This is a genomic window from Collinsella aerofaciens (assembly GCF_015548375.1).
Lineage (GTDB): Bacteria > Actinomycetota > Coriobacteriia > Coriobacteriales > Coriobacteriaceae > Collinsella > Collinsella aerofaciens_AB.
Window position 1 is genome coordinate 72,912 of the sequence record NZ_JADMWW010000001.1, and the last position, 19,792, is coordinate 92,703.

Sequence of the window (19,792 nt, forward strand, 5' to 3'; positions counted from 1 at the left end):
TTGCCGCCTAGATGGCGTCTTGAGTGTCTAGATACTTGGCTGATTTTTTTGGAATGAAGGGGGCTCCTTGTTGGCAAGGAGCCCCCTTCTGGTTTTGGTTACTTTGGAATTGTGGATGCTTCCCTATTTAGCGTCGGCCCAGGTTATGCCGGTGCTGGCTTCGGCGATTAGGGGGACGCGGAGGTCTACTACGTGTTCCATGACGTCGCGGACCATGGTGGTTAGGCGCTCGACTTCGTCGACGGGGCACTCAAAGTCCAGTTCGTCGTGTACCTGCAAGATCATGTGGGCGGCAAAGCCTTCTTCTTCCAGGCGACGACTTACGCGGACCATGGCGATCTTGATGATGTCTGCTGCGGTGCCCTGCATGGGATGGTTCATGGCCGTGCGCTCGCCAAAGCCGCGGAGTTGCGGGTTTTTGGCCTTGAGCTCCGGAATATGACGACGGCGGCCGTACATGGTCTCGGCGTAGCCCGTCTGCTTGGCGCGTGCCACCACGTTGTCGAGGAACGTGCGCACGCCCGGGTAGGCCTCGTAGTAGCGGTCGATCATGTCGCGTGCCTCGGCCATCGAGATATGCAGCGACTGCGACAGGCCGTAGGCCTGCTGGCCATACACGATGCCAAAGTTCACGGCCTTGGCGCGACTGCGCAGGTCGGGCGTTACCTCGGACACCGGCACACCGAACACGCGCGCCGCCGTCTCGGCATGGAAGTCCTCGCCCTCGTTAAAGGCGCGCACCAAGTGCTCGTCACCTGAGAGATGCGCCAGCAGACGCAGCTCGATCTGCGAGTAGTCCACCGCCAAAAAGACGCTTCCCTCGCCTGCCGAAAACGCCGTCTTGACGGTACGACCCAGCTCCGAGCGCGTCGGGATGTTCTGCAGGTTCGGGTCGCTCGAGGACAGACGCCCCGTTGCCGTGATGGTCTGGTTGTACGTAGTGTGTACGCGACCGTCACCACGGCGTAGCGGGCCCAGCGTGTCCAGATAGGTGGACTTGATCTTAGACTTCTCACGCCAGTCCAAGATCAGACGCACGATTTCGTGGTCACGCGCAAGGTCGCTCAGCACCTTGGCGTTGGTCGAATAATAGCCGCGCTTAGTCTTCTTGAGGCCCTTGGTCGGAAGCCCCATCACATCAAAGAGCACGTGCGACAGCTGCATGGGACTGCCGATGTTAAAGGTCTCGTCACCCGCCAGGTCGCGAATACTGCGCTCGACCTCGGTAATCTGGGTCGCCAGACCCTCGGACAGACTGTGCAGACGGTCGGGGTCCACGAGCATGCCCGCGCGCTCCATCTTGGCAAGTACCGGAACGAGCGGCATCTCGATGCCATCGAACACGTTGGCGGCATTCTCACGGGCCATGCACTCGCGCAACGGTGCCACGAGCGCCAGCGTCAGAGCCGCAGTACGGGCGGCAGGCGCCGGAGCGTCCTCACCGGCACCCTCTGCGCCGCGCGCCGCAGGCAGCGCCATCTGCAGATACGTATCGGCAAGATATGCCTCATCGAACTCGGAGCGATCGGAATCCAGCAGATAGGCAGCGACCACGGTATCGAAGATACGCGTGGAATCGGTAGCGAGCGGATCCATGAGCTCGGGCTCAGAAGAATCGACGGGCGAAAGCTCGTGCAACAGCGCCTTCATATCCGGGCTCGCCACGCGACCCTCCATAAACAGACGCGCGAGCACGCCGGCAATCACGCCGTGAACGAAGTTGAAGCCCTCAACCTCAGCCGCCGCACAGCTGTCGCCCTCCTCGAGCGCGAACAGGCCCTTGGACGTCGCCAACCACAGCGTGCGCGTCAGTCCAAAGAGCGCGCCCTCTTCCTTGTCGTCGTCCACCACGGCGGCGACCCACTCGCCGGCATCAATCGCGCGGGAGACCTCAGCCGCAACGGCACCAAGCGCGTCGGCATCGCCGGCGGCTGCGCGAACCATAGCAGGTATCTCAACCACACTGGAGGCAGCAGCAGCCCCGCCCTCGCCGCCGACCAGCGCCAAGAAACGGTTCTGCATGGCGGTGATACCAAGTGTGCCCAGCGCCGCGGACACTTCGTCGGCAGAAAACGCCGGGAAGGACGTTTCGTCAAAGTCGAGCTCGACGGGCGCATCGGTGCGAATGGTTGCGACCTTGCGGCTCAGCAGCGCATCGTCGATGTGCGCACGCAGGTTCTCGCCCATCTTGCCCTTGACCTCGTCGGCATGCGCGATGACCTCGTCCAAGCTGCCGTACTGTGCGATGAGCGCGCTCGCCTTTTTGGGGCCGATGCCCGGTACGCCGGGAATGTTGTCCGACGTATCGCCCTTTAGACCGTAAAAATCGGGCACGAGCGCCGGCGTAATGCCGTGATACAGGTCGTCCACGCTCTCGGGCGTCATGATCGCCACGTCGGACAGGCCCTTGCGGGTCGAGACCACGTTGACGTGCTCGGTCACGAGTTGATACATGTCGCGGTCGCCGGTCACCAGCAGCATGTCGCAGCCGGCCTCTTCACCCAGGCGCGCCATGGTTCCCAGGATATCGTCGCCTTCCCAGCCCTCGGACTGCAGAATCGGCACGTTGAGCGCGGTGAGCAGCTCCTTGATCATCGGAAACTGCGCATGCAGATCGGGGTCCATGGGCGGGCGTTGCGCCTTATACTGCGGCAGCATCTCCATGCGCACGCGCGGTTTGCCCTTGTCAAACGCCACGACCACACCGTCGGGGTTAAAGGCATCGATCATCTTGAGAAACATGTTCAGAAAGCCGAAGATCGCGTTGGTGGGGCGGCCGTCCGGCGCATTCATGGTGGGCGGCACGGCGTGGAAGGCGCGGTGCATGAGCGAGTTGCCGTCGATAACGGCAAAGGTGCGGCGCTTGTCAGACATATTGAATACCTCGCTTTGGGCTGGGCACGGTTTGCTCACACCAGTTTACACGCTCCCCGCCCCGCGGCCACCGCACATCAGGCTTCCCTGCCGCCGCGGGCCCGCGCGTGATACGATGGCTCACGGTACATCAACCAGCACGATCGATCCGAAAGGAGCCTGCGTCATGGAGCGTCCCTGCGCATGGAAAAAGTACACGCCACAGCAAGTCGAGGAGCTCGAGGAGCTTTGCCGCGGCTATAGGCAGTTTTTGAGCGAGAACAAGACCGAGCGCCTGTGCGTCAAGACCGGCATCAAGATGGCCGAGGAGGCGGGATACGTCGACCTGGAGACCGTGATCGCCGAGGGCCGCGAGCTCAAGGCAGGCGACAAGGTGTACGCCGCCAACCACGGCAAGGACCTTATGCTCGTCAACCTGGGCACCGCCCCGCTCGAGCAGGGCTTTAACATCCTGGGCGCCCACGTGGACTCGCCGCGCCTGGACCTTAAGCAGAATCCCGCCTTCGAGGCCGGCGACATGGCCTACCTCGACACGCACTACTACGGCGGCGTCAAGAGCTACCACTGGGTAGCCTCCCCGCTCGCACTCGTGGGCGTCATCTGCAAAAAGGACGGTACCACCGTCGACATCAATATCGGCGACAAGGCGGACGACCCGGTCTTTACCATCTCCGACCTGCTGATCCACCTCTCGAGCGAGCAGATGTCCAAGCCTGCCAAGGACGCCGTCGATGCCGAGATCCTCGACGTGATCGTGGGCGGTCGTCCCGTCAAGTTCGATGGGGACGACAAGGACGCCCCCAAGGAGCCCGTCAAGCAGATGTTCCTGGACATCCTCAAGGAGCAGTACGACGTCGAGGAGGAGGACTTCCTCTCCGCCGAGATCGAGGTCGTGCCCGCCGGCCCCGCCCGCGACATGGGCCTCGACCGCTCCATGATTTTGGGCTATGGCCACGACGATCGCGTCTGCGCCTACCCCTCCATGCTCGCCCAGATCGACGTCGCCACCGTGGAGCGCACGAGCATCACGCTCATCGTCGACAAGGAGGAGATCGGCTCCGTGGGTGCCACCGGTATGACGAGCCGCTTCTTCGAGAACACCGTCGCCGAGATCATGACGCTCGCCGGCGAGGATAGCCCGCTGGCCCTGCGCCGCGCACTCGCCCGCAGCCGCATGCTCTCCTCCGACGTGTCCGCCGGCTTCGACCCGGGCTATGCCGGCAAGTTCGAGACCAAGAACGCGGCCTTTATGGGTCGCGGCCTGTGCTTTAACAAGTACACGGGCAGCCGCGGCAAGGGCGGCTCCAACGACGCCGATGCCGAGTACGTGGCCCTCGTCCGCGACATCATGGACGAGGCCGGCGTGGACTTCCAGACCTGTGAGCTCGGTCGCGTCAACGCGGGCGGCGGCGGCACCATTGCCTACATCATGGCCAAGTATGGCATGAACGTCATCGACTCCGGCATTGCCGTCCTGTCCATGCACGCCCTGTGGGAGGTCGCCAACAAGGCCGATATCTACGAGGCCTATCGCGGGTACAAAGCCTTCCTCGAGCGCGCCTAACCAACCCTTCATCAGTTGCGGTGAAATACGGACTAAACTGGCCCATACACGGCCAAAACAGACCGTATTCCACCGCAACTTCCTTTTTTGGCAGAGGAGAGTCCATGCTGCAGGTCATCATTTCGCCCGCCAAACAGATGCGCGCGGCCCAAGATGCTTTTGAAGTCCTGGGCATTCCGCCTTTTGCGCACGAGACGGCTCGCCTCCACCGCGCACTGCTAGATATCGAACGGGATGAAGGCAGCGGCGGCCTGCAGACACTATGGAACGTGAGCGACAGGCTGCTTACAACGTGCCTGGATACGCTTCACGAATTTATGCCCGTCCTGAGCGATGCCGACCTCGCCGATCCCGATATCGCGCGTCGAATCTCCCCCGCCGTCATGTCCTACCACGGCATCCAATACCAAAGCATGGCGCCCGAGGTCATGGATGCCGCACAGCTCGACTGGCTGCAAAACCATCTCTGGATCCTCTCGGGCCTTTACGGATGCGTACGCCCCTTCCATGCCGTTGAACCGTATCGGCTGGAGATGGGCGCGAAGCTTGCCGTCGACGGCGCCCGAGACCTCTACGCGTTTTGGGGCGACAGGCTCGCACGGGCTATCGCTCCGGCAGACTCCAACGCTACGATCGTCAACCTTGCCAGCGTGGAATACGCCAAAGCCGTTCTGCCCCACCTCGCGAGCGACGCCACGGCCGTCACATGCCTCTTTGGCGAGGGTATCCGCAACGGCAAGCCCATCCAGCGCTCGACCGCCAGCAAAAAGGCGCGCGGCTCCATGGTGCGCTGGATGGCAGAAAACAAGCTCGAGGACGCCGCCGGTCTTACCGAGTTCAACATCGGCTATCGCCACGCCCCCGAGATCTCATACCCAGGCACCCTCGTGTTCATCAACGAACAGATGCTCTAGACCCGCCACCCAAAACTGACCCGCTCAGCCTTCTCTATATAACTTGCGGTGGAATAGTTCCTATTTGAGCCTTTTATCGCACAATCAGGAACTATTCCACCGCAACTTTTATGAATTGGCTGGCTAGGCTCGACACCTATTCTGCTAGACCGTCGGCCTTTGCAATCCCGTTTGTCGAACCGTCCTGATAGACAATCTTGACGTGCTCAACCTCGGAAACCGCAACACCCGTCGGAGGCTCCAGGCGCCATTCCGTCAGGGCGATATCCATGGTCGTGGGCACATCTCCTTGATCTTTGAGCTTCACCGTCAGCGTTTTGAGCGCCGCGTCAAACGTCACGCGTTCGATTTCTTCACCTGGAATGGACCCACCACTCAGCTGCAACTGCACAAACTCATCGCGCGGGTACCAATAATCGCCCGGAATGGCGAGCGTATTGGCATTACCGCCGGTACTCCTCACCGTCATAATCGGTAGGCCATCATCAGCCTCGAACTCCCATACAGCGCCGCCACGACCACCAAACGTCCAGATACAACAGGCAATCACCATCACGACAAGGATCGCAAAACCGATTGCGACCAGCCCATGATGGGCACGGCCCTCCTCGGCCGACACGTCCCACTGTGTCTCTCGATATAGATGCTTGTCTTCCATGTTCGCCTCCCCACGGGCATGCTCATCGCGTCAATCGTACCCATTCGAGCTATACTTGAGCCCACCACATAAACGGGGAGCTTGCAGGACAAGACGGCAGGCTGAGACTGGGCGCGCCCGCCCTGACCCGCAAACCTGATATGGGTAATGCCAACGAAGGGAGCCGTGCCAATGAGCACACAGACCGAGCCCAAGCTCGTCACGCAAATCGACTTCGCCCGCGCTGGGCAGATCACACCTCAGATGAAAGAGGTCGCCGAGCGCGAGCATCGCGACCCCGAGTACATCCGCGAGCGCGTGGCAGACGGCCGCATCGCCATTCCCGCCAACATCGTGCATATCAAAAAGGGGATGCGCGCCTTTGGTGTCGGCGAGGGCCTGTCCACCAAGGTCAACGTGAACTTGGGCATCTCGGGCGACAAGGCCGATGCCGCCGAGGAATGGAAGAAGGTCAAGATTGCCGAGGACTTTGGCGCCGACGCCATCATGGACCTCTCCAACTCGGGCAAGACGCGCCAGTTCCGCCAGCAGCTCATCGACGAGACGCCGCTCATGGTAGGTACCGTCCCCATGTACGACGCCATCGGCTACATGGAAAAGCCGCTGGTCAAGCTCACCAAGGACGACCTGTTCGAAGTCGTGCGCGCGCACGCCGAGGACGGCGTTGACTTTATGACTATCCACTGCGGCATCAACAAGTCGGTCACCAAGATCTTTAAGGAGACCGGCCGCCTGATGAACATCGTGAGCCGCGGCGGCTCACTGCTGTTTGGCTGGATGGAAGTCACCGGTAACGAGAACCCGTTCTATGAGTTCTACGACGAGTTGCTCGAGATTTGCCACGAGTACGACGTGACGATTTCGCTCGGCGACTCCTGCCGCCCGGGCTGCCTCTACGACTCCAACGACGCCACCGAGACCGCCGAGATGATCGAGCTGGGCAAGCTGTGCAAGCGCGCTTGGGCCGCCGGCGTCCAGGTCATGGTCGAGGGCCCGGGTCACATGGCGCTCGACGAGATCGCCGCCAACATGAAACTGCAGAAGCGCCTGTGCCACAACGCCCCGTTCTATGTGCTGGGGCCGCTGGTGACCGATATCGGCGTGGGTTACGACCACATCACCGCCGCCATCGGTGGCGCCATCTCCGCGAGCTCCGGCGCCGACTTCCTGTGCTATGTGACGCCCGCCGAGCACCTGTGCCTGCCCAATGCCCAGGACGTGCTCGATGGTCTCATGGCCACCAAGATCGCCGCGCACGCCGCCGACATCGCCAAGAAGGTGCCGCACGCCCGCGATCTGGATGACAAAATGGGGCAGGCACGCCGCAAGCTCGATTGGGACGCCATGTGGAAATGCGCTCTCGATCCGGTCACCGGCAAGAAGCGCTACGAGGAGTCCCCCGCTGCCACCGAAGGCACCTGCACCATGTGCGGCAAGATGTGCGCCGTCCGCACTGTCAACAAGGTGTTCGAGGGCACGACGATCGATCTCGGTATGGAGGACTAGGTCCCTCGCTGCGATCGCTTTAGAAGCGAGTTGGCGCCCGTCAATTGTTGACGTGTGAACATTTGCTTTCATTTGCGTAAAGATTGCATCGCCCGCCCGGGTTCGACATAGAGTCGGCCCGGGCATCTTTATAATGCTGGCTTAAAGACCCATTTGAATCCGACCGAACAAGGGAGCGAACATGGATCGTAGTAGGGTACCTGCCGTTCTGTCCATCGCAGGATCTGATTCCAGCGGTGGCGCCGGCATTCAGGCCGACATCAAGACCATCACGGCACATCGCCTGTATGCCGAGACGGCCATTACCGCTATCACGGCGCAAAACACGCTGGGCGTCACCGCCGTACAGAACATCTCCCCGGATATTGTCGCGGCGCAGATCGATGCCGTTTTTGACGATATCCGCCCCAACGCCGTCAAGATTGGCATGGTTTCCTCTGCCGAGATTATCGATGTTATCGCCGACCGCCTGAGCGCTTGGAACGCGACAAACGTGGTAGTCGACCCCGTCATGGTAGCCACCGCGGGCGCACGGCTGATTGCCGAAGATGCCGCCGAGGCGCTCACCCGCCGCCTGTTCCCGCTAGCGACGGTTATCACGCCCAATATTCCCGAGGCCATGGCCCTGCTCGACTACGAGGTCGACTCCGAGCGCACGCAGCAAAATGCTGCCATGCTCCTCACCCGCCGCTTTGGTTGCGCATCCCTCGTTAAGGGTGGGCATCTTGTCAACGAGGCCAACGATGTGCTCGCAGAGCCCGCGCCGCTCGATGACGAGGGCAACCACCTGGGCGATCCGCTCACCACGTGGTTCCGCCACAAGCGCATCGAGACCGACAACACGCACGGCACCGGATGCACGCTCTCGTCCGCCATCGCCTGCGCTCTGGCTCAGGGCATGGATCTTGCCGATGCCGTCAACGCCGGCAAGGCCTACCTAACCGGCGCTCTGGCCGCCGGCCTGAACATGGGCAAAGGTTCCGGCCCCGTCAACCACATGTGGCAGCACTAAAGCCATCAATCCCAAACCACCACAAAGGTGCCTGTCCCCTTCGTGGTGGTTCCCGCAAATATCTCAATCTGTAACAGTTAGAGTCCATTTCTAGGTCTACCTGTTACAGATCGAGATTTTTAATTCGCACCCTTTTATTTATCTCAATCTGTAACAATTACTCGGCAAAATCAACCCCAGATGTTACAGATCGAGACAAACAAACGCCCCAAACCACCGCAAAGATGGCTGTGGTGGTTTGGGGTCGGACTACTCACCGAGCATCTCTTGGAGCTTGGCTGCCACGGCGTGACCCAGGCTCTCATGGCTTTCGGGCATCATATGCAGATAGTCGATATCGCCCGGCTCGGCAAAGTCGGCGGCATTCAAAAAGTCGCAGCCAAACTGCTCAGCCACATGCGCGTAGTACTCACCAAAATGTTCCGAGGCTTCTACGGAATGCTCGTCAAAATCGGTCATATATACGTCGGCGATCTGCGGCTTAATCTTGATAGGCGCCATCAGCAGAATGCGCGGACAAGGCGCAGCGTCGGTCCACGGAAACGCGCGGACGGCGCGAATCAGCGCCATGGCGCCACGAGTGATATCGGCAGCCGTCACGTTAAAGACCGTCTTGCAGTCGTTGGTGCCCAGCATGATCACAATGGCGTCCAGCGGCTTATGGGCCTCGAGCATCATCGGAAGCGCGCGAATGCCGTTAAGATTGGTGTCCAGATGGCACATGTCGTCGCGTACCGTCGTGCGGCCGTTGAGGCCTTCTTCAATTACATGCCAGCCCTCGCCTAAGTCACGTTGGGCCACGCCACACCAGCGCACATCCCGCGCATAGCGCACCGCGGTGCCGTCGCGCATGCCCGCCGGATCGTAACCATAGGTGTTGCTGTCGCCAAAGCATAGAACGTTTTTCATCGTAAGCCCTTCCTTTTAGTAAAAAGCCGGCGGGAGCAGCCTCTCCCGCCGGCTCGACCTATCTGTCAACACGTACCGGTTACAGGTACTTGCGCCAATCGTCCTCGTCCTCATCATCCTCGGTAGCAGCCTGGGCCTGCTCGGCGGCGCGAGCTGCCGCAGCGCGAGCGGCAACCTGAGCATAGGACTCCTCGTTGCGCTCGGGGAAGTTTGCCAGCACGTGCTCGAACTTGGCAAAATCCTCATCCCAGCGCGTAGAAGGCACGGCAAAGAAGACTTGCTTGACCTTAAAGTCGCCCGACGCGAGCTCCTTGCGGAAGAGCTCGGCCACGGCCTCTGCGTCAAAGCCGTTGTTGTCGCAGCCCCAAGCACCCAGCACGAGCTTCTCGCGACCCAGCTCGTCGCAGATGGCAAGCACAAAGCGAATGCGGTCGCGCAGGGCATCCAGCAGAGCATCGTCGCTCACGCGATACTCCTGGCGGGCGCGCTTAACGTTGGGCGCGGCGGCCACGATCACGTCGGCGTATGCATGCACGTGGTTGCGGTCGAAGCGCACCGCAGGCACCACTAGGGCGCGGTTACGATAGAGCTCGCAGTTGATGTTGCGGCGACGGTTCTCGCCGTACCATTTGCGCTGCTTATCGAGAACGTTGTACAGATACGAATCGGCGCACAGTGTGGCCTCCTGGCCCAGATAACCCTGAATATAGCCACCGCCCGGGTTGGTGAACGAGGCAAAGGCGAGCACGGCCATGTCGCAGAACTGCGCATAGCCACGACCGTTGTCCAGGATGGCCTGCGTGGCGGAGGCATCGAGCACGGTGACCTCAGGCAGAACCGGAGCAGGCTCCTCAGCAGGCGCGGACTCAGCTTCGGCGATTTCCTCGGCAGGCTCCTCGACGGGCTCAGGAGCTGCCTCGGTCTCGGGCGCTGCCTCGCTCTCGGGTGCTGCCTCGACCTCGGCAGCCTCCGCGCCCTCGACGTCCTCGGCAATCTGTTCTTCGGTGGTCACAGCACTCTGAACCTTGGCCTTCATCGCCGAGACAAAGCCGGCAGGCATACCGTCAAACTCGCGAACACCGGCAAGCGAACGCTCGATATCCTTGGCGCACGCTTCGGACACAGTTGCCACGTGACGCTCGGCGGCCTTGGCACGGCCCTCGCGCTTGGGATTGGGCTGACCCGCTCGGTTGGACCTGCGGTTACGGTTCCTGTTGTCGACGTCTGCCATAAGTGGTCACCTTTCTCGGTCTCTGCCGCTATCGGCTTTTCCCATCCATGATACCCCGCCGCGTACAAAAAAGACGGCCCCGAAGGACCGCCTTTCGCATCGATTTACACGCACGGCAAGCACCGCCGCAATTCGCCACTAGTCGCGACGGCCAAGGATGTTCAGGATGCGCAAGAACACGTTGATAATGTCCACGAACAGATTGGACGCCATGAGCACGGCGTTGGGCAGCGTAGGCGGCACCGTCGTGGCAACATAGGTGTCGTAGCCAATAAAGCCGGCGAACACCACGATCACGATCAGGTCGGTGATGGTCTGCGAGACGCCCATGAACATCAGCACGATCTCAACCAGAATAGTGGCGAGCAGAATGCCAAAACCGATGCCATATACGCGCTGGAAAAACTTGGGGAACGTCACGCCCAAGGCGCCAAAGACAAAGGTGATGGCGGCCGTGGCGATAAAGGCAGTGTTGATGGTGGGCAGGTCGTAGTTGGCAAGGCCAAACGACGCGGTCAGGCCAAAGGTGCTCGCAAAGATTACGTAGCCCACAAGGGATAGGCCCACGGACTGCTTGCTGGCGGCGGCCGACATCATGACCATGCCGACGATGGTCAAAATAAATGAGCCAAAGACCAGCGGCAAAGCGGCGCCGCTCATCATCATGCGGGCAAACGCCATGGTGCTCGTAAAGTAAGCACCAGCGCCCATGGCACAAAAGCCCAAGAAGATGAGGGCAGACATGGCAAGATTGTACGCACGCGGCGACATCTCCTTGGCACGGCTTGCGCCGGCCTCGATGGGGCCGTTCTGATAGCCCTGGATATCGTTCATAATTTCGTCCTTTCAAAAAGTGCCGTGAAAGACGGCGCAGCAGGTGACAAGATTCCTGTCATTGTACCCGAATGCCGTACGTCCTTACCCACGGCGCTCGCCCTCGAGCGTACGATCAAAGGCCCAGACCCACCAACGCATCACGTGCGCCTGCGAGCCGTCCGCCCGCTCGCGCGTCTGGTCCTCCAGATACAACTCGGTCGCGTGCCCGCCAAAACGCACCTTATAGGTCGCCGTACGGATGCCGTGGACCGTCAGGCCAAACCCGGTGGTCGAGATAATTTCATCGATTGTAAAACAACGTCCGTCGACCCAGCAGACGGCGACTGGCACGACTTGTCCGCCCGCGAGGATGCGAGCCACGACGTCCACATACTGCTTGTGTACGCGCCGAGTTTTGCCGTCTGTCTGTCGATATTCCATGCCTCCTATTATCGAACGCATGTTTGCATGTTGTAAAGCGAACAGACTGTGGTTTTGGAGTGTCGTAGTAATCGCACGTGTCCGCATGGCGTGTTAGCAAAAAGAACACCCGCGGTCAACAGGGCTAATATTCAATTATAGTGCCAAAAAGTTCACTTCTCCCATCAGAACTCGGTAAAGAAACCCGCAGGAGGTGATACGATTTATCATGTTTTTGTAACGTGCCTGCAAACTTCGAGAAAGCCCATATATGGACGTAACGTTCTCAACCTTCCTCGGCCAAATTGTGTCGAACCCAGTCCTTGCCGTCACCGTGATCCTCGCGTTGGGCGCCATCTTCGTCAATGGATGGACCGACGCGCCCAACGCCATCGCGACCTGCGTCACTACGCGTTGCATGCCCGCCCGCGCCGCCATTCTCATGAGCGCCGCATTCAACTTCCTCGGCGTGCTCATCATGACGCACTTTAACGCGAGCGTCGCCAACACCATCTCACATATCGTCGACTTTGGCGGAAACAGCACCATGGCGCTCGCCTGCCTGTGCGCGGCGCTGTTCTCCATCGTCGTCTACGGCGCCACAGCGTCGCGTTTTGGCATCCCCACCTCGCAAAGCCACAGCCTTATCGCCGGCCTGACCGGTGCCGCCATCGCCCTCGGCGGCGCGAGCAGCGTCAACGTCCACGAGTGGATGAAGGTCATCTACGGCCTGGCGCTCTCCATCGGCCTGGGCTTTGTTATGGGCTGGGTCCTGTGCAAGCTCGTCTCGATTCTTTTCGCCGCCGCCAACAGGCGACGTGCCAATGTCTTCTTTAAATACGCTCAGATCGCGAGCGCCGCGGCCATGAGCTTTATGCACGGCGCGCAGGATGGACAGAAGTTCATCGGCGTGCTCTTTTTAGGCGTGGCCTTCGCCAACGGCCAGACGAGCATCGGCGATGCCGGCATCCCCATCTGGATTATGCTGCTGTGCTCGGCCACTATGGGTATCGGCACCAGCGTGGGCGGCGAGCGCATCATCAAGTCCGTCGGCCAGAGCATGGTCAAGCTCGAGAAGTATCAGGGCTTCTCTGCCGACCTCGCAGGCGCCGCGAACTTGCTGCTTGCCACCCTTACCGGCATCCCCGTGTCCTCCACGCACATCAAAACCTGCGCCATCATGGGCGTCGGCGCCGTCAAGCGCCTTTCGGCCATCAACTTCGGCGTGGTCAAGGACATGATGTTCACCTGGTTCTTCACCTTCCCCGCCTGCGGACTCATCAGCTTTGTCATGGCCAAGCTGTTCATGATGTTCCTCTAATCAAACCGAACGTCCATCCGGACCGCAACACTTCGCCCACCCGTCTTCGCCTCGAAAGGACCCACCCATGGCAAAGAAACCCGATTCGTTCTACTTTGACAACTACGTTGCCTGCGCCGACCTCGCCGTCCAGGCCGCAGAGCTGCTCACCAAGATTTTCGAGAACTTCGATCCCGCGCAGATTCACGACATGCTCAATAAGATGCATGCGATTGAGCATGCGGCAGACAAGAAGCACCACGAGCTCGAAGACGCCCTGCTCACCGCCTTTATCACCCCGCTCGAGCGCGAGGACCTGGACCTGATGAGCTGCGCGCTCGACACCGTGCTCGACCGCATCGAGGGCGTCGTGCAGCGCGTCTACTTCACCAACATCCAGAGCATCCATCCCGACGCCATCGTCATCGCCCACAAGGTGACTGACGCCTGCCGCGCCATGAAAGACCTGATGGTCGAGCTGCCCAACTACCGCAAGTCCAAGACCCTGCGCGAACTCGTCATCCAGATCAACACCATCGAGTCCGAAGCCGACGAGCTCTATATCAACGCCATGCGCAACCTGCACGTTAACGGCAAGGACCCGCTCGAGGTCATCGCCTGGCGTGACGTGTACGCCTTCCTGGAGTACTGCGCTGACTGCTGCGAGAATGTGGCCGATGTCGTGGATTCGATTGTCATGAAGAACAGTTAATTGGGGGATACGCGTCCCATCGGCGAAGGCCCAGCACCTATTTGCTTTCTCACTCCGGCTGCACGGCAGAGTCGTTCGAAAGTAAATAGGTGTCGGGCCTTCGCCTTACGTATCACCATTGGAACTTTGGCTGATAGGTTGGGCGCGCTGTAGACGCTGCTGACAGGGCCGTTAATACCCTATTGGTCACTTCTTACAATTTTCTTGCTGATGGATTTTCAAGGAAACACAGCTCCAGTAAATCCTTTAAATCGCTCGCTTTTACATCCGACATATTCTCGTATTCCAGTTCACAGACAGTGAAAAATTCGAACTCTTTTTCACCATAGGTATTCCAAAGTTCTTGCAATCTCTTATTTCTATGATTGCCGCTTTTTAACTCAAAGCCATGACGGTTAAACCATGTACTGCCATCACGAGAGCTATCAAAGAATTGCTCTCCAGTTGCAATGCACTTAACACAAAATACGCCCATCACTGGATGACGTTCTTTCCATTCGGACACGAGTTCTTTCTTTTTTGATTTATCCATTATTCTTTCTCCTCATACTTCTATTCAACGAGTCAACATATCAATCGCTTCATCCTGTCTGACTCATTACCATTTACAACGACACATACAATACCGTTTTTCTCAATCTTAGATAATTACATTTTCGTTCTACAATGGGCATTAGGCTGAATGGGGCTTTGGGTACCCTTGTGTTTGGCTTGGTTTTATTAACTTTGGAGGGCTCGTATGTCTTATTTGGATTTGGCACGTTGTCGGTATTCTTGTCGTGAGTATGAGGCACGTTCTGTTGAGCAGTCGGTAGTGGATGCCATTGTTGAGGCAGGTAGGATTGCTCCTTCTGCTTGCAATAAACATCCCTCGCGCGTCATGGTGCTTGATACGCCCGAGTTGTTGGAGAAGGCTGCTGCTTGTCAGCCTCGGTTCGCCCGTGATGGGTCCATCTTTGGCGCTCCGCTTATCTTCCTTATTTGCAGCGTTACCGATGATGCCTGGGTGCGCCCGTATGATCAGATGAACTCGAGTGCCATCGATACTTCGATCGTCTGCGATCAGATGATGATGGAGGCCACCGAGCAGGGCCTGGGAACGTGCTGGGTATGCCATTTTAAGCCTGGGGTGGCACAGGAGCAGTTCAATCTGCCCAAGGGCGTCTATCCCTATCACATGCTCGTCTGTGGATATCCTGCCGACCACATCGCCGATCCCGAGCATCGCGAGGCCCGTACCATTCCCCTCTCCGACTTCCTCCTCAAGTAGGTTTTGGGACATGCCTTAAAACCTACCCTTGACCGCTCACCCGTTCGCCGAGTTCTGCGCCATTATGTGCAGGGCTCGGTTTTTTATGTTGCGCGCCCCTGCACAGTCATAAAAAAGGACCCGCAAGCTGCGGGTCCTTTCTAGGCACTAAATTGTAGGCCGAATGTTAGTCCAGGTCGTCGGCAGCAAAGTTGTCGATCGGGGCGAAGGGATCGGCCACGGGGACAACCGGGTCAGCGACGGGCAGCGGCTCGGCGGGAACAGTCACTGCAGGAGAAGCGGCAGAACCGACCGGCGTGGAAGCCATCAGATCGGCCGGGAAGGAATTCTGGGCATCGTCCATGAAGTGCTGGATGAGCTTGAGATACTCTGCCTTGAACTCCTCACGGGAAGCCTTGAGACGATCGATCTCCTCGAGCTCGGCCTGCTTCTCGGTCAGAGCCTGGCGGATAACCTCGCGGGCCTTGGCGTCAGCCTCGTTGCGGATACGCTCAGCGTTCTCGTTGGCATCGTTGACGATGGTCTCAGCGGTCTGCTGGGCAGCGATCAGGGCAGCGGAAATCTGGCGCTCCTGAGCGGAGAAGTCAGGGGCGGGAGCAGCCACGGGGGCGGCAGGAACGGCCTGGGCGGTGGCATCCTGAGCCTGGGCAAGCTGAGCCTGCGCATCGGCAAGCTGCTGCTCGGTGGCGGTCAGGCGACCCTTAAGGTCGACAATCTTGGCGAGCATAGCGTCAACCTCGGAGGACAGCGTCTCCAAGAAGACGTCGACCTCGGCGGGGTCGTAGCCGCGCTTGGCCTCAGAGAAAGTCTGAGCCTGGATGTCAGCAGGGGTAATAGCCATAACAAGTCTCCTTTATCATCGCCTTGGCGCCATACGCCCGACGTAAGTTACTGAGTCAGTTCTATACGAGTATACCTATAAGAAGCTGCAGAACCAGCCTCTGCACCAACTGCAACGCAATAATCGCAATGACCGGCGAAAAATCGACGCCACCCATCGGAGGAATGAACCGACGGAATAGGTTGAGCCACGGACCGCAAACGCTATCGAGCACCGCAGCGATATCCTGGAGCAAGCCGCCTTGCTTCATGGGAATCCACGTCATAAGGCAGTAGACCACAATAAGCGTGGAATAGAAGTTGAACAGCGTGTTGACCAGCTGGACGATAGTGTAGATGTTGATGAGAATCTCCTCGTCTTGTCTTTACTTAAGGTAGCCGTCGGCACGGAGCTTCTTCAGGTCTGAATCCTTGACCTCGCAGCCAGCGGGCAGCACCATGAACACGCGATCGCCCACTTCTTTGACCGTGGCGCCCAGGCCACAGGCGAAGCCGTAAGAGAAGTCCAGGACGCGTTTGGCAACCTCGGTGCGGACGCCTACGAAGATCAGCGCAACAGGCTGCTTGGTGCGAACGCGGCGCACCACGGTCTCCACGTCGTCATAGCTCTCGGGGCGCAGGACATAGGCCGGCAGCTGCGGTGTGGCGTTGATGATATTGCTCGCATAGGCCGAGGCATCGCTCGGTGCAGGCGCAGGCGCAGCGGCGGCACGGGCGCGGGTGTTCTCGGCGTAGCTCGACGGCGTGTCATAGGCACCAGGACGATAACCGCTCGCAACACTGTCCTGCGAGCGCGAAGGCGGGTTATACGTCGTGGCATGGCGGGAGTCATCGCCGACCAGCTGCCCGGAGCGTGTATACACGGCAACCGACTCAGCTTCACCACGGCGCGTCTGACCAAGCAGGCCGTTGCTCGGCTCGTCTTGGGTGTAGAAGCCCTCGCCCGAAGCACCGCTGTAGCCGTTGCCCTGATAGCCATCGTCATAGCCATCATCGTAGCCGTAGTCGTCGTCCTGGCCATAACCCTGGTCGTAACCCTGTTGGCCGCCCAGGTGCATCTTATTTTTAATCTCGTCAAGGAAGCCCATGGTTGTGTCCTCTCGCGGTTTAGTGCAGGCGCCCCGATAATCAGTGCGCACTTCAGAGCCTTATTTTACTGCAAACTCCGGGCTAAATACTACCCTGCCCAGGCGAACGAGCGTAGAGCCCTCCTCAAGGGCAGGCTCAAAGTCTTCGCTCATGCCGCAGGAAAGCTCAGGCAGGTTCAAATCGGGATGCGCCGCCTCCAGCTCATCCCTCAGCTCGCGAAGCCCCGCAAAGGTGCGGCGTGCCACATCCTTATTCCCCCGGGGCGCCATAGTCATAAGCCCCTGTACGCAAATTCCCTCAAGTTCCGCAAGCTCACCCGCGGCGGCGCGAATCTCATCGGGCGAAAAGCCTCCCTTCGACTCCTCACCGCTCACATTGACCTCAATGAGCACACGCTGGGGGCCGGCGAGCTCGCCTGCCTCAATCTTGCGGGCAGCACGGCTCGAGATCGCCTGCGCCAGATGCAGCGAACCCACCGAGTGAATCAGCTCGGCTGAGCCCAGCACCGCATTAATCTTATTGGTCTGCAGGTTCCCGATCATATCGAAGCGCACCTCGGGCAGCTCCGGATGCTCCGCCAGACCCGTGAGCTTGCGAACCAGCTCCTGCGGGCGGTTCTCGGCAAAATGGCGATACCCCGCCTGGATGGCGGCAACGGTCTCATCGACACCAACGGTCTTGGACACGGCAATGAGGCGCGCGGCGTCGTGGGGACGGCCTGCGCGATCGAGCGCCGCATAAAAACGTTCCAGAATCTGCTCGCGGCGAGCGCGCATCAAGTCCAAATAGTTATCCATTGCCAATCGCCTCCGCTGACAGCCAAACAAGTAGTCCCATGCTATCGCAAGAGCGCGGCCCCGCATGTGCAAGGCCGCGCTCACTTAGGTATTTACAATCTTTCGACGAACGGAATTACTTACTCCTCGTCGTCCTCGCCATCGTCCTCGTCCTCAAGATGATCGAGCAGGTAGCGAAGACCCTCGCTGACCTCGTTAGTGGGCACCTTGGCAACGTAGCGAGCGTCGACGGCGGGCCTCATGATAACACCCTCGCCCGAAGGCACGCGCATGCTCTCGAGCTCATCCTCATCAGTGCAGGCGATATCACCGGCAGTCATACGCTGTCCGGTCAACAGGAAGGTCAGACGGCAGGCGGCATCGATGGAAATCGAGGCGATGCGATCGAGATAGCGCGATACCATGATGGCGCGGCGCAGGTCGTCATAGTTGCTGTCGTCGTCCATAAAATCGCCCGTGTCCATGCGGTTAAAGGTGCGGAAGAACTTCTCGTAGGCGGCGTGCACTGGCTCGTCCTCGACGGCCAAGTTGCAGATGATGGACATGTCGTTGGTGACGAGCGCAGAAAGCGAAGAGCCCAGCACCTGGTAGACGGCCTCAGCCTCGGCCTCGACCGTGCCGACAAGCTCCTTGGGCAGCGAGATGTCGGCCTTGATCATATGACGCGTGGCGCGGCAAATCTGGCGAACCTTATCGGTCATGCGCTGCAGGTTAAAGTCGACGTAGATGATCGTCTGCAGCAAGCGGAAGTCGGAGGCGACCGGTGACTGCGTGGCAATCAGGTTGTAGCAGACGGCCTCCAGGTTGGCGCAGCGTGCGTCAATCGAAAGCGTACGCTTCTTGGTCTTGGTGGCGAGCTTGCGGTCGTCGGTCACATAGGCCTTCACGGCATCGTGGAGGGCCAGATCGACGGCCTCGTAGATGCTCAGCATCTCGTGACGGGCCTCGATGAGCTGACGGGAAAACAGTTTGCGCATGGTTCACTCCAATCAGTTGGGTGCGGTCATGCCGCCCGCACAGTGAATACGCACCGGACCAGATCCGATCGGCTTGGGACTAGTCGCACCGATCAGCCAAAGCGGCCGGTGATATAGTCTTCCGTCCGCGAGTCCACCGGGCTGGTGAAGATCGCGTCGGTTTGACCATACTCGATGAGCGTAGCGGGCTCGCCGGCAACTTCCTGCAAGAAGAACGCGGTGTAGTCACTGATACGAGCTGCCTGCTGCATTGAATGCGTGACGATGATAATCGTCATCTCGGGCGCCAGCTCGGCCATCAGATCCTCGACCTTAGAGACGGACGTGGGGTCGATGGCGGAGCAGGGCTCGTCCATCAGGAGGACATCGGGTTGCACCGCAAGCACGCGCGCGATGCACAGACGCTGCTGCTGACCGCCCGAGAGCGCCAAACCATCCTTGTTGAGCTGATTGGATACCTCTTTCCAGAGGTTGGCGCGCTTGAGCGATTCTTCCACGATGTCATCGAGGTCGCTTTTGCTAGTCACGCCCTGCAGACGAGGGCCAAAGGCGACATTCTCGTAGATGGATTTGGGAAACGGGTTGGGCTGCTGAAAGATCATGCCCACGCGACGACGGAGATCGACCGGATCGACACCCTCGGCATAGATATCGTTGCCGTCGAGCGTCATGGTGCCCTCGACGCGCGTGCCCTCAATCAGGTCATTCATGCGGTTGATGCAGCGCAAAAACGTCGACTTGCCGCAGCCCGAAGGGCCAATGAAGGAGGTGATGGCGTTTTTGGCGATGTTGAGGTCAAGCCCCGTCAGCGCATGAAAGTCACCGTACCAAAAGTTGAAATCCTTGGCCGTAATGGCCGCTTGCTCCAACGCGGGAGCGGACTGATAAACGGACATGGGACTC

The 19,792-nt window shown here is 59.5% G+C and carries 20 protein-coding genes; 7 read left to right on the forward strand and 13 right to left on the reverse strand.

Features of this window, described 5'->3' with window-relative positions:
• Positions 1-123: 123 nt before the first annotated feature.
• Positions 124-2,874, reverse strand: coding sequence for a DNA polymerase I (gene polA / locus I1969_RS00335; RefSeq protein ID WP_195232053.1), 2,751 nt, complete (start codon positions 2,872-2,874; stop codon positions 124-126).
• Positions 2,875-3,040: 166 nt separating this feature from the next.
• Here polA and I1969_RS00340 point away from each other — a divergent pair, with 166 nt between their 5' ends.
• Complete coding sequence (locus I1969_RS00340) at positions 3,041-4,438, forward strand: aminopeptidase (RefSeq protein ID WP_195232054.1); 1,398 nt, start codon at positions 3,041-3,043, stop codon at positions 4,436-4,438.
• Positions 4,439-4,542: 104 nt separating this feature from the next.
• Positions 4,543-5,352, forward strand: coding sequence for a YaaA family protein (locus I1969_RS00345; protein ID WP_195232055.1), 810 nt, complete (start codon positions 4,543-4,545; stop codon positions 5,350-5,352).
• 136 nt (positions 5,353-5,488) lie between these two features.
• Here the strand turns inward: I1969_RS00345 and I1969_RS00350 are convergent, their stop codons facing one another.
• Positions 5,489-6,010, reverse strand: a complete 522-nt coding sequence (locus tag I1969_RS00350; protein WP_195232056.1) for a hypothetical protein — start codon at positions 6,008-6,010, stop codon at positions 5,489-5,491.
• A 171-nt stretch (positions 6,011-6,181) separates the two neighbouring features.
• Here I1969_RS00350 and thiC point away from each other — a divergent pair, with 171 nt between their 5' ends.
• Both thiC and thiD read left to right on the forward strand, forming a co-directional pair.
• Complete coding sequence (gene thiC, locus I1969_RS00355) at positions 6,182-7,516, forward strand: phosphomethylpyrimidine synthase ThiC (RefSeq protein ID WP_195232057.1); 1,335 nt, start codon at positions 6,182-6,184, stop codon at positions 7,514-7,516.
• A 181-nt stretch (positions 7,517-7,697) separates the two neighbouring features.
• Entirely contained in the window at positions 7,698-8,528 is an 831-nt protein-coding gene (gene thiD / locus I1969_RS00360; RefSeq protein ID WP_195232058.1) for a bifunctional hydroxymethylpyrimidine kinase/phosphomethylpyrimidine kinase, read from the forward strand.
• A 249-nt stretch (positions 8,529-8,777) separates the two neighbouring features.
• On the opposite strand, the gene I1969_RS00365 is transcribed toward thiD, so the two are convergent.
• The 4 genes from I1969_RS00365 to I1969_RS00380 all read right to left on the reverse strand — a co-directional run bounded on the left by I1969_RS00365 (position 8,778) and on the right by I1969_RS00380 (position 11,925).
• Positions 8,778-9,437, reverse strand: a complete 660-nt coding sequence (locus I1969_RS00365; protein ID WP_195232059.1) for a GDSL-type esterase/lipase family protein — start codon at positions 9,435-9,437, stop codon at positions 8,778-8,780.
• Between the two features lie 79 nt (positions 9,438-9,516).
• On the reverse strand, positions 9,517-10,668 hold the full coding sequence (locus I1969_RS00370) for a TIGR02452 family protein (protein WP_195232060.1): 1,152 nt from the start codon (positions 10,666-10,668) through the stop codon (positions 9,517-9,519).
• A gap of 138 nt (positions 10,669-10,806) precedes the next feature.
• Entirely contained in the window at positions 10,807-11,502 is a 696-nt protein-coding gene (locus tag I1969_RS00375; RefSeq protein WP_195232061.1) for a Bax inhibitor-1 family protein, read from the reverse strand.
• Positions 11,503-11,586: 84 nt separating this feature from the next.
• A complete protein-coding gene (locus I1969_RS00380) occupies positions 11,587-11,925 on the reverse strand; it encodes a hypothetical protein (RefSeq protein WP_195232062.1) in 339 nt (112 codons plus the stop codon).
• A gap of 250 nt (positions 11,926-12,175) precedes the next feature.
• Here I1969_RS00380 and I1969_RS00385 point away from each other — a divergent pair, with 250 nt between their 5' ends.
• Both I1969_RS00385 and I1969_RS00390 read left to right on the forward strand, forming a co-directional pair.
• On the forward strand, positions 12,176-13,225 hold the full coding sequence (locus tag I1969_RS00385; protein WP_195232063.1) for an inorganic phosphate transporter: 1,050 nt from the start codon (positions 12,176-12,178) through the stop codon (positions 13,223-13,225).
• A 67-nt stretch (positions 13,226-13,292) separates the two neighbouring features.
• Positions 13,293-13,916: a DUF47 domain-containing protein gene (locus tag I1969_RS00390; RefSeq protein ID WP_138112201.1), complete on the forward strand. Its 624-nt coding sequence runs from the start codon at positions 13,293-13,295 to the stop codon at positions 13,914-13,916.
• Between the two features lie 193 nt (positions 13,917-14,109).
• Here the strand turns inward: I1969_RS00390 and I1969_RS00395 are convergent, their stop codons facing one another.
• On the reverse strand, positions 14,110-14,448 hold the full coding sequence (locus I1969_RS00395) for a GIY-YIG nuclease family protein (RefSeq protein ID WP_195232064.1): 339 nt from the start codon (positions 14,446-14,448) through the stop codon (positions 14,110-14,112).
• 207 nt (positions 14,449-14,655) lie between these two features.
• Between I1969_RS00395 and I1969_RS00400 the strand changes: the two genes are divergently transcribed.
• Entirely contained in the window at positions 14,656-15,186 is a 531-nt protein-coding gene (locus I1969_RS00400; protein WP_195232065.1) for a nitroreductase family protein, read from the forward strand.
• Between the two features lie 166 nt (positions 15,187-15,352).
• On the opposite strand, the gene I1969_RS00405 is transcribed toward I1969_RS00400, so the two are convergent.
• The 6 genes from I1969_RS00405 to pstB all read right to left on the reverse strand — a co-directional run bounded on the left by I1969_RS00405 (position 15,353) and on the right by pstB (position 19,785).
• A complete protein-coding gene (locus I1969_RS00405) occupies positions 15,353-16,027 on the reverse strand; it encodes a DivIVA domain-containing protein (protein ID WP_006234242.1) in 675 nt (224 codons plus the stop codon).
• Between the two features lie 61 nt (positions 16,028-16,088).
• Positions 16,089-16,376 (reverse strand): YggT family protein, encoded by a 288-nt coding sequence (locus I1969_RS00410; protein ID WP_324248644.1) that lies wholly within the window; start codon positions 16,374-16,376, stop codon positions 16,089-16,091.
• 15 nt (positions 16,377-16,391) lie between these two features.
• Positions 16,392-17,114 carry a cell division protein SepF gene (locus I1969_RS00415; protein ID WP_022094497.1) on the reverse strand — a complete coding sequence of 241 codons (723 nt, stop codon included), beginning with the start codon at positions 17,112-17,114 and terminating at the stop codon, positions 16,392-16,394.
• Positions 17,115-17,174: 60 nt separating this feature from the next.
• Positions 17,175-17,912 carry a YggS family pyridoxal phosphate-dependent enzyme gene (locus I1969_RS00420; protein ID WP_138112193.1) on the reverse strand — a complete coding sequence of 246 codons (738 nt, stop codon included), beginning with the start codon at positions 17,910-17,912 and terminating at the stop codon, positions 17,175-17,177.
• A 119-nt stretch (positions 17,913-18,031) separates the two neighbouring features.
• Complete coding sequence (locus tag I1969_RS00425; protein WP_161162099.1) at positions 18,032-18,889, reverse strand: phosphate signaling complex PhoU family protein; 858 nt, start codon at positions 18,887-18,889, stop codon at positions 18,032-18,034.
• A 92-nt stretch (positions 18,890-18,981) separates the two neighbouring features.
• Complete coding sequence (gene pstB / locus I1969_RS00430; protein ID WP_006234249.1) at positions 18,982-19,785, reverse strand: phosphate ABC transporter ATP-binding protein PstB; 804 nt, start codon at positions 19,783-19,785, stop codon at positions 18,982-18,984.
• Positions 19,786-19,792 lie beyond the last annotated feature (7 nt).